The sequence below is a fragment of the Neisseria sp. Marseille-Q1983 genome, from assembly GCF_018224585.1.
Taxonomy (GTDB): Bacteria; Pseudomonadota; Gammaproteobacteria; order Burkholderiales; family Neisseriaceae; genus Neisseria; species Neisseria polysaccharea.
This window is the reverse complement of the sequence record NZ_JAGTUI010000053.1, coordinates 1-10046: the sequence shown is the minus strand read 5'-3', so window position 1 is coordinate 10046 and position 10046 is coordinate 1. Positions and strand designations below refer to the sequence as shown.

7 protein-coding genes are annotated in these 10046 nt (G+C 53.4%); 3 read left to right on the top strand and 4 right to left on the bottom strand.

Annotated elements, in window-relative coordinates; all coding sequences use genetic code 11:
* Positions 1-341: 341 nt before the first annotated feature.
* A complete protein-coding gene (dnaJ, locus tag KEM39_RS09905) occupies positions 342-1463 on the top strand; it encodes a molecular chaperone DnaJ (RefSeq protein WP_096112624.1) in 1122 nt (373 codons plus the stop codon).
* A 194-nt stretch (positions 1464-1657) separates the two neighbouring features.
* Entirely contained in the window at positions 1658-3676 is a 2019-nt protein-coding gene (locus tag KEM39_RS09900) for an OPT family oligopeptide transporter (RefSeq protein ID WP_101098139.1), read from the top strand.
* A 43-nt stretch (positions 3677-3719) separates the two neighbouring features.
* Here KEM39_RS09900 and rfbC read toward each other — a convergent pair whose 3' ends face one another.
* The 4 genes from rfbC to galE all read right to left on the bottom strand — a co-directional run bounded on the left by rfbC (position 3720) and on the right by galE (position 7444).
* Entirely contained in the window at positions 3720-4277 is a 558-nt protein-coding gene (rfbC, locus tag KEM39_RS09895) for a dTDP-4-dehydrorhamnose 3,5-epimerase (RefSeq protein ID WP_118997327.1), read from the bottom strand.
* 137 nt (positions 4278-4414) lie between these two features.
* Positions 4415-5281 (bottom strand): glucose-1-phosphate thymidylyltransferase RfbA, encoded by an 867-nt coding sequence (rfbA, locus tag KEM39_RS09890; RefSeq protein ID WP_118997328.1) that lies wholly within the window; start codon positions 5279-5281, stop codon positions 4415-4417.
* A gap of 63 nt (positions 5282-5344) precedes the next feature.
* The gene (gene rfbB, locus KEM39_RS09885) at positions 5345-6427 is read right to left on the bottom strand and encodes a dTDP-glucose 4,6-dehydratase (protein ID WP_118997329.1); all 1083 of its coding nucleotides are present in this window, start codon (positions 6425-6427) and stop codon (positions 5345-5347) included.
* Entirely contained in the window at positions 6428-7444 is a 1017-nt protein-coding gene (gene galE / locus KEM39_RS09880; protein WP_118997330.1) for a UDP-glucose 4-epimerase GalE, read from the bottom strand.
* Between the two features lie 113 nt (positions 7445-7557).
* Between galE and KEM39_RS09875 the strand changes: the two genes are divergently transcribed.
* A complete protein-coding gene (locus KEM39_RS09875; RefSeq protein WP_118997331.1) occupies positions 7558-9831 on the top strand; it encodes a Tex family protein in 2274 nt (757 codons plus the stop codon).
* The last annotated feature ends 215 nt before the right edge of the window (positions 9832-10046 follow it).

Genomic DNA, 10046 nt, shown 5'->3' with positions numbered 1-10046 from the left:
AAAGGAAGGGGCATCGGCTGCCGCCGGTGCTTTTTTGTTTGGAAGGGAAATGGCTGGAAAAAGACCTGCGCTATATCGGGGAATGAATCGACGCAAAGGAAATGCCGTTTGAACATGCGTTCGGGCGGCGTTTTTATAACAAAAACACTTCATGGCGGTTGGTTTTATGCCTGTCTAAGTTTTTGTGTCGTGCATACCTGAAGATTTCAGACGGCATCGGTTTATGCTGTCTGAAAAGTGTATTCCGTTTCAGTTTGTAAGCTATGGCAGTCTGTTTGTCTTGTGTTTTGCGCAATTGCCCTTATTTTGAGCCGTGATTTTATTTTGAATTAGATGAAAAAATGAGTAATCAAGATTTTTATGCGACGCTGGGTGTGGCAAGAACAGCTACCGATGATGAGATTAAAAAAGCCTACCGTAAATTGGCGATGAAATACCATCCCGACCGCAATCCTGACAATAAAGAGGCGGAAGAGAAGTTTAAAGAAGTACAAAAGGCGTATGAAACTTTGTCCGATAAAGAAAAGCGTGCTATGTATGATCAATATGGTCATGCGGCGTTTGAAGGCGGCGGACAGGGGGGCTTCGGAGGGTTTGGCGGATTTGGTGGTGCTCAAGGTTTTGACTTTGGGGATATTTTCAGCCAAATGTTTGGAGGCGGTTCGGGGCGTGCCCAGCCTGATTATCAGGGTGAGGATGTTCAAGTCGGTATCGAAATCACGCTTGAAGAAGCAGCAAAAGGCGTGAAGAAACGCATCAATATTCCGACTTATGAAGCGTGCGATGTCTGCAACGGCAGCGGCGCGAAACTCGGGACATCCCCTGAAACCTGTCCGACTTGTAAAGGCTCGGGTACGGTGCACATCCAGCAGGCGATTTTCCGTATGCAACAGACTTGTCCGACTTGTCATGGTGCAGGTAAGCATATTAAAGACCCTTGTATTAAATGTCATGGGGAAGGACGGAATAAAACCGGCAAGGCTGTAGAAGTCAATATTCCTGCAGGCATAGATGACGGACAACGTATCCGTTTGAGCGGGGAAGGCGAGCCGGGAAGGCATGGTGCGCCTGCAGGCGATTTGTATGTAACGGTGCGTATCAGGGCCCATAAGATTTTCCAACGCGACGGTCTGGATTTGCATTGCGAACTGCCGATTAGTTTTGCCACGGCTGCTTTGGGCGGGGAGTTAGAAGTGCCGACTTTGGACGGCAAGGTTAAGCTTACTATTCCAAAGGAAACCCAGACAGGCAGAAGGATGCGTGTGAAAGGTAAGGGTGTCAAATCGTTGCGCAGTAGTGCAATCGGTGATTTGTACTGCCATATTGTTGTTGAGACGCCTGTTAATTTGACCGACCGTCAAAAAGAGCTTTTGGAAGAGTTTGAGCGGATTTCTACCGGCTTGGAAAACCAAACGCCGCGCAAGAAATCGTTTTTAGACAAGCTGCGCGATTTGTTTGATTGATTTTAAGGTTCGGAAACAAGCAGCTGTATCGGGGAATCTCCCTGATACGGCTGTTTTTGCTTGTTTGGAAATAGTTTTTATTTTCAATGGGGTATGGGCAGGGTGGGATAACTGTTTTTAACCGTTCTTTTTAAAACTTGACATCATGGCGTGATGCCAACAATATGTGAACGTCTGTTGTCAAAGGAAGAATAATGAATAAATCTTTATCCGGTTCGGTAGAAGAATACCGCGAACTGACGCTCCGAGGCATGATACTCGGCGCATTGATTACTGTAATTTTTACTGCGTCCAACGTTTACCTTGGTTTGAAAGTCGGGCTGACCTTTGCCTCGTCGATTCCCGCAGCAGTGATTTCGATGGCGGTTTTAAAGTTTTTCAAAGGCAGCAATATTTTGGAAAACAACATGGTGCAGACCCAAGCCTCGGCTGCGGGTACGCTTTCAACCATCATCTTCGTCCTGCCCGGTTTGTTGATGGCGGGCTACTGGAGCGGTTTCCCGTTCTGGCAGACGACGCTTTTATGTATTGCCGGCGGGATTTTGGGGGTGATTTTCACCATTCCGTTGCGTTACGCGATGGTGGTGAAAAGCGATTTGCCTTATCCGGAAGGTGTGGCGGCTGCTGAAATTTTGAAAGTGGGCGGTCATGAAGAAGGGGATGACCGTCAGGGCGGCAGCGGCATCAAAGAGCTGGCGGCAGGCGGCGCGTTGGCGGGATTGATGAGCTTTTGCGCCGGAGGTCTGCGTGTGATTGCCGACAGCGCGAGTTATTGGTTTAAAAGCGGTACGGCAATTTTCCAACTGCCGATGGGCTTTTCACTGGCCTTGTTGGGCGCGGGCTATTTGGTCGGACTGACGGGCGGCATCGCTATCCTGTTGGGCATTTCGATTGCTTGGGGCATTGCCGTGCCGTATTTCTCCTCACACATTCCGCAACCTTCCGATATGGAAATGGCGGCGTTTGCGATGAAGCTGTGGAAGGAAAAAGTGCGTTTTATCGGTGCGGGAACCATAGGTATCGCGGCGGTTTGGACGCTTTTGATGCTGCTCAAGCCGATGGTGGAAGGCATGAAGATGTCGTTCAAGAGTTTTGGCGGCGGTGCGCCCGCTACAGAACGCGCTGAACAGGATTTGTCGCCTAAAGCCATGATTTTCTGGGTATTGTCTATGATGTTTATTCTAGGCGTGTCGTTTTACCACTTTATCGGCGATTCGCACATTACGGGCGGCATGGCTTGGCTTTTAGTGGTCGTTTGCACGCTTTTGGCTTCCGTCATCGGCTTTTTGGTCGCCGCCGCCTGCGGTTATATGGCGGGTTTGGTCGGCTCGTCTTCCAGCCCGATTTCCGGCGTGGGCATCGTTTCCATTGTTATCATTTCGCTGGTTTTATTGGTTGTGGGCGAATCAGGCGGTTTGATGGCGGATGAAGCCAACCGCAAATTCTTACTGGCGTTGACGCTTTTCTGCGGCTCGGCAGTAATCTGCGTGGCTTCGATTTCCAATGACAACCTGCAAGACTTGAAAACCGGCTACCTGCTCAAAGCCACGCCTTGGCGGCAGCAAGTCGCCCTGATTATCGGCTGTATCGTCGGTGCGCTGGTTATTTCGCCCGTGTTGGAACTGCTTTACGAAGCCTACGGCTTTACCGGCGCAATGCCGCGCGAAGGCATGGATGCGGCGCAGGCTTTGGCAGCCCCTCAAGCGACTTTGATGACGACCATCGCGTCGGGCATTTTCGCCCACAACCTTGAATGGGTCTACATCTTTACCGGCATCGCGATTGGCGCGGTATTAATCGTCGTCGATTTGGTGTTGAAAAAATCATCAGGCGGTAAACTTGCCCTGCCCGTCCTTGCGGTCGGTATGGGTATTTATCTGCCACCGTCCGTCAATATGCCCATCGTGGCAGGTGCGGTGTTGGCGGCGGTGTTGAAACACATCATCGGTAAAAAAGCGGAAAACCGTGAAGGCCGTCTGAAAAACGCCGAGCGCATCGGAACCTTGTTCTCCGCCGGCCTGATTGTCGGTGAAAGCCTGATTGGTGTGATTATGGCGTTTATTATTGCCTTCTCCGTGACCAACGGCGGCTCGGACGCGCCGCTTGCGTTGAATCTGGAAAACTGGGATGCCGCCGCCTCATGGCTGGGCTTGGCGTTCTTCGTTACCGGGATGTTTTTCTTTGCACAGCGCGTACTGAAGGCGGGTAGGTAGGCTGTTAGAAAAAATGCCGTCTGAAACGTTCAGACGGCATTTTTTATCGGGAAAGCGTAAGGCGGAGCTTTTCGGCTTGTGCCCACGTTTTGCCGGCAAGGTCTTTGGGCGAAAGCAGCGGCGCGGTTTGAAGCGGCCAGTCTATGCCTATTGCCGGGTCGTTCCATATTAAAACCTGTTCGGCTTCCGGCTTGTAATAGTCCGTGCATTTGTAGGTAAGTTCGGCCGTGTCGCTCAAAACGTAAAAACCGTGTGCGAAGCCTTCGGGCATCCAAAGCTGGTATTGGTTTTGTGCCGACAGGGTTGCGCCCGTCCATTTGCCGAAAGTCGGCGAACCTTCTCGCATATCGACGGCCACGTCGAACACTTCGCCGACAACTACGCGTACGAGTTTGCCTTGTGTGTTTTCGGTTTGGTAGTGCAGGCCGCGCAATACGCCTTTGCGTGATTGGGAATGGTTTTCCTGAACAAAAGTTCGGTTGGCAATATTTTCTTTGAACCACCCGTCGCGGAAGGTTTCCATAAAAAAACCGCGCCCGTCTGTGAAGACTTGCGGTTTTAAAATTTTTACGTCGGGGAGGGCGGTGTCGATGATGTTCATAAAGTCCTTTGGCGGTATCGTTACCGCTGTTTTTTGCGGTTTGATTTTTTATGCGCGCCGTGCGGCAGGTCGGTCAAGGTGCCGGCGCGGCACGGTTTGGATGCCGTCTGAAAGCCGTCGGGGCGTTCAGACGGCATTTATTTGCCAATCAGGTGCAGCAGGTATTGCCCGTAGGCGGTTTTTTCCAAAGGCTTTGCCCGTGTTTCCACATTTTTTTTCGTCAGCCAGCCGTTGCGCCAAGCGATTTCTTCCAGGCAGGCGATGTGCAGGTTTTGGATGTTTTGCACGGTTTGGACGAATGAAGCGGCTTCGTGCAGGCTCTCGTGGGTGCCGGTGTCCAACCACGCGAAACCGCGTCCTAAGATTTGGACGGAGAGCGAGCCGTCTTCCAAATACATTTGGTTGAGGTCGGAGATTTCCAATTCGCCGCGTGCGGACGGTTTGAGCTGTTTGGCGAACTCGACGGCGCGGTTGTCGTAGAAGTACAAGCCGGTTACCGCCCAATCGGATTTGGGCTGTTGCGGTTTCTCTTCGATAGACAGGGCGTTGAAATTTTCGTCAAATTCGACCACGCCGAAACGCTCGGGGTCTTTGACCTGATAACCGAATACGGTTGCACCGTGGGTCTTGGCGGCGGCCTGTTTCAATGTTTGCGTAAACGATTGACCGTAGAAAATATTGTCGCCCAAAACCAAGCAAACATTGTCGTTGCCGATAAATTCTTTGCCGATGATAAATGCCTGTGCCAAGCCGTCCGGACTGGGTTGCACGGCATAACTGATGGAAATGCCGAAATCGCTGCCGTCGCCGAGCAGGCGTTTGAAAGAGGCGTTGTCTTCGGGCGCGGTAATCACCAAAATATTGCGGATTCCTGCCAGCATCAATACGGACAGGGGATAGTAAATCATGGGCTTGTCGTACACGGGCAGCAGCTGTTTAGATACGCCGCGCGTAATCGGATATAGGCGTGTGCCGCTGCCGCCGGCAAGAATGATGCCTTTCATTTTTTTCTTTCTTCCTTTGCGATGGGTTTTCAGACGGCATTGCGTCGGAATGCCGTCTGAAAGCTATTTGCCCGTACCTAAGCGTTCCAAACGATAGTTGCCGTTCAATACGTTTTGCCACCAGGTTTTGTTGTCCAAATACCATTGCACTGTTTTGCGGATGCCGGACTCGAATGTTTCCTGCGGTTTCCAACCCAGCTCCCTGCCGATTTTGGCAGCGTCGATGGCGTAGCGTACGTCATGGCCGGGACGGTCTTGTACGAAAGTAATCAAATCTTCGTAACGCGCCACACCCGCCGGTTTTTCAGGAACAAGCTCTTCCAGCAGGGTGCAGATGGTTTTGACCACTTCGATATTGGTTTTTTCATTGTGTCCGCCGATATTGTAGGTTTCGCCGACAACACCTTCGGTAACAACCTGATACAGCGCGCGTGCGTGGTCTTCGACAAACAGCCAGTCGCGGATTTGCATACCGTCGCCGTACACGGGCAGCGGTTTGCCGTCGAGCGCGTTCAGAATCATCAGCGGAATGAGTTTTTCCGGGAAATGGTAAGGGCCGTAGTTGTTGGAGCAGTTGGTTACGATGGTCGGCAAGCCGTAAGTACGCAGCCATGCGCGGACGAGGTGGTCGCTGGATGCTTTGGAAGCAGAGTAGGGGCTGGACGGCGCGTATGGCGTGGTCTCGGTAAACAAATCGTCTGTGCCGTGCAAATCGCCATAGACTTCATCGGTAGAAATATGGTGGAAACGGAAGGCTTCGTGCTTTTCAGACGGCATTTGTTGCCAGTAGGCGCGGGCTGCTTCAAGCAGATTGAATGTGCCGACGATATTGGTTTGGATAAATTTGCCTGCCGAATCGATAGAGCGGTCGACATGACTTTCCGCTGCCAAGTGCATCACGGCATCAGGCCGGTATTGTGCGAACACGCGGTCGAGTTCGGCGCGGTCGCAGATATCCACTTGCTCAAAAGCATAGCGGGGATTGCCTGCTACCTCGGCCAAGGATTCCAAATTGCCGGCATAAGTCAGCTTATCGATATTGACGACAGCGTCCCGGGTGTTTCGGATAATATGGCGGACAACGGCAGAACCGATAAAGCCCGCGCCGCCGGTAACGAGGATGGTTTTTTTATTTGCGGTTTGCATTTAATCCCCATATCCATCGGGGTTGCGGCTGACCCAACGCCACGAATCTTCCATCATTTGTGCAAGGCTGCGTTTGGTTTCCCAACCTGTCTCTTGTTTGGTATGGGACGGGTCGGCAAAGGAACAAGCGAGGTCGCCGACGCGGCGGGGTTGGATTTGATAGGGAATATTTAAGCCGGATGCGGCCTCAAAGGCACGGATGATTTCCAAAACGGAATAGGCGCGCCCCGAACCCAAGTTGAACAAATGTACGCCGGAAAGGCCGCCTTTTGCCTTCATTGCCGCGATATGCCCTTCTGCCAAATCCATCACATGAATGTAGTCGCGCATTCCCGTACCGTCGGGGGTCGGATAATCGCCGCCGAATACCGACAGTTGCGGCAGCCTGCCCGAAGCCACTTGGCAGATATAGGGCAAAAGGTTGTTGGGAATACCGTTGGGTTGTTCGCCGATCAAACCGCTTTCGTGCGCGCCGATCGGGTTGAAATAGCGCAACAAAATCACGCTCCAACGCGGATCGGCCTTTTGGATGTCGGTTAACATCCGTTCCACCATCGCTTTGGACGCACCGTAAGGATTAGCGGTATCGCCCGGGCGCATATCTTCCGTATAGGGGACTTTTTCCGCATCGCCGTAAACGGTTGCCGACGAGCTGAATACGATTTTGAACACGCCCGCGCGCGCCATTTCTTCCGCCAGCACCAAGCTGCCGTAAACATTGTTGCCGTAATATTTCATCGGCTCGGCAACGCTTTCCCCCACAGCCTTCAAACCGGCAAAATGGATGACGGATTCGATTTCGTGTTCCGAAAAAATCTGCCTCAAAATCTGACAGTCGCGGATGTCGCCCTGATAAAACGGTATGTTTCTACCGGTAATTTGCCGAAGGCGCGGGAGGACGGCGGCAGACGAGTTGCACAGATTATCCAGAATCACGGCATCGTAACCGGATTGGACGAGCGAGACGGCGGTGTGCGAACCGATAAAGCCGGTGCCGCCGGTAATCAGGACGGTCATAAACATTCCTTTCAGATTGTATCGGGCAAAGTATATCAGTATTATCTTCATCTTTTCCAAACGATTACCCACATTGCGCCGCCGGCTGTCCGAGCGGCATAAAAAGGCAATTTATGAACATTACCCGAATCCTCTCCCAAGAACTCTCCGCCACTGCCGCGCAAATCACCGCCGCCATTGAGCTTTTGGACGACGGCGCGACCGTACCCTTTATCGCGCGTTACCGTAAAGAAGCCACGGGTGGGCTGGACGATACGCAGTTGCGGCAGCTTGCCGAGCGGCTGCAATACCTGCGCGAGTTGGAAGAGCGCAAAGCCGTTGTGTTAAAAAGCATTGAAGAGCAAGGCAAACTTTCAGACGGCCTCCGCGCACAAATCGAAGCCGCCGACAACAAAACCGCGCTGGAAGACCTGTATCTGCCCTACAAACCCAAACGCCGCACCAAAGCGCAAATCGCGCGCGAACACGGTTTGCAGCCGCTGGCGGACGTGTTGCTTGCCGAGCAGCCGCAGGATGTGGAAGCCGCCGCGCAGGGCTACCTGAACGAAAACGTCCCCGACACCAAAGCCGCATTGGACGGCGCGCGCGCGATTCTGATGGAACAGTTTGCCGAAGACGCGGAACTCATCGGCACGCTGCGTGATAAGTTGTGGAACGAAGCCGAAATCCACGCGCAAGTCGTTGGAGGCAAAGAAACCGAAGGCGAAAAGTTCAGCGATTATTTCGACCACCGCGAACCTATTCGTGCGATGCCCAGCCATCGTGCGCTGGCGGTTTTGCGCGGCCGCAACGAAGGCGTGTTGAACATCGCGCTCAAATATCAGCCCGACGACACGCCGATTACGCAGCAAAGCGAATACGAGCAAATCATCGCCCGCCGCTTCAAAGTTTCAGACGGCCACAAATGGCTGCGCGACACCGTGCGCCTGACTTGGCGCGCGAAAATCTTTTTGTCGTTGGAACTTGAAGCTCTCAATCGTTTGAAAGAAGCCGCCGACACCGACGCGATTACCGTGTTTGCCCGCAATCTCAAAGACTTGTTACTCGCCGCGCCCGCCGGACGGCTGACGACGCTGGGTCTCGACCCCGGCTACCGCAACGGTGTGAAATGCGCCGTGGTGGACGACACCGGCAAGCTGCTGGATACGGTCATCGTCTATTTGCATCAAGAAAACAATATGTTGGCAACGCTGTCGCGCCTGATTAAACAACACGGCGTGAAGCTCATCGCCATCGGCAACGGCACCGCCAGCCGTGAAACCGACAAAATCGCGGGCGAACTGGTGCGTGAAATGTCGAAAATGGGGCTGCATAAAATCGTCGTGTCCGAAGCCGGTGCATCGATTTATTCCGCGTCCGAACTGGCGGCGCGCGAGTTCCCCGACTTGGACGTTTCCCTGCGAGGCGCGGTGTCCATTGCCCGTAGGCTGCAAGACCCGCTCGCCGAGTTGGTCAAAATCGACCCCAAATCCATCGGCGTGGGCCAGTATCAGCACGACGTGAACCAAAACCGGCTCGCCAAATCGCTGGACGCGGTGGTCGAAGACTGCGTGAATGCCGTCGGCGTGGACGTGAACACCGCCTCCGCCCCGCTCTTGGCGCGAATTTCCGGTTTGAATCAAACCCTTGCCCAAAACATCGTCGCCTACCGCGATGAAAACGGCGCGTTCGACAGCCGCAAAAAATTGCTGAAAGTGCCGCGTTTGGGCGAAAAAACCTTCGAGCAGGCAGCGGGCTTTTTGCGGATTAACGGCGGCAAAGAGCCGCTGGACGCGAGCGCCGTCCACCCCGAAGCCTATCCCGTCGTCGCCAAAATGCTGGCGCAACAAGGCATTACCGCCGCCGAACTCATCGGCAACCGCGAGCGCGTGAAGCAAATCAAAGCGTCCGACTTCACTGACGAACGCTTCGGTCTGCCGACCATTCTGGACATCCTGTCCGAGCTGGAAAAACCCGGCCGCGACCCGCGCGGTGAGTTTCAGACGGCCTCCTTCGCCGAAGGCATCCACGAAATCAGCGACTTGCAAGTCGGCATGATACTCGAAGGCGTGGTCTCCAACGTCGCCAACTTCGGCGCGTTCGTGGACATCGGCGTCCATCAGGACGGCTTGGTGCACATCTCTGCCCTGTCCAACAAGTTTGTCCAAGACCCGCGTGAAGTCGTGAAAGCCGGCGACGTGGTGAAAGTGAAAGTACTGGAAGTCGATGCTGCGCGTAAACGCATCGCGTTGACCATGCGTTTGGATGACGAACCGGGCGGCGCAAAACATAAAATGCCGTCTGAAAACCGCAGCCGCGAACGGACAGCCGGCCGCAAACCCCAACGCAACGACCGCGCCCCAGCCAATTCGGCGATGGCGGATGCGTTTGCGAAGTTGAAGCGGTAAGTCCGACAGCAGGGATGTACAGTGACAGATGCAGTGGCGGATTTTGCCCCTGCTTTTTCTGTTGTTTCAAATATGTGTATTCCTATGATGCCGTCTGAAGACTGTTCAGACGGCATTTGATTTGGTTGTGGCAGTGGTGTGGCGGCAGGCGTATAGTTTCATAGTGGATTAACAAAAACCGGTACGGCGTTGCCTCGCCTTAGCTCAAAGAGAAC

What these genes read in the sequence shown, in the direction of transcription:
- rfbA (WP_118997328.1), bottom strand. Translation starts at nt 5,281, where the DNA reads ATGAAAGGCATCATTCTTGCCGGCGGCAGCGGCACACGCCTATATCCG.
- KEM39_RS09875 (WP_118997331.1), top strand. Translation starts at nt 7,558, where the DNA reads ATGAACATTACCCGAATCCTCTCCCAAGAACTCTCCGCCACTGCCGCG.
- galE (WP_118997330.1), bottom strand. Translation starts at nt 7,444, where the DNA reads ATGACCGTCCTGATTACCGGCGGCACCGGCTTTATCGGTTCGCACACC.
- KEM39_RS09900 (WP_101098139.1), top strand. Translation starts at nt 1,658, where the DNA reads ATGAATAAATCTTTATCCGGTTCGGTAGAAGAATACCGCGAACTGACG.
- dnaJ (WP_096112624.1), top strand. Translation starts at nt 342, where the DNA reads ATGAGTAATCAAGATTTTTATGCGACGCTGGGTGTGGCAAGAACAGCT.
- rfbC (WP_118997327.1), bottom strand. Translation starts at nt 4,277, where the DNA reads ATGAACATCATCGACACCGCCCTCCCCGACGTAAAAATTTTAAAACCG.
- rfbB (WP_118997329.1), bottom strand. Translation starts at nt 6,427, where the DNA reads ATGCAAACCGCAAATAAAAAAACCATCCTCGTTACCGGCGGCGCGGGC.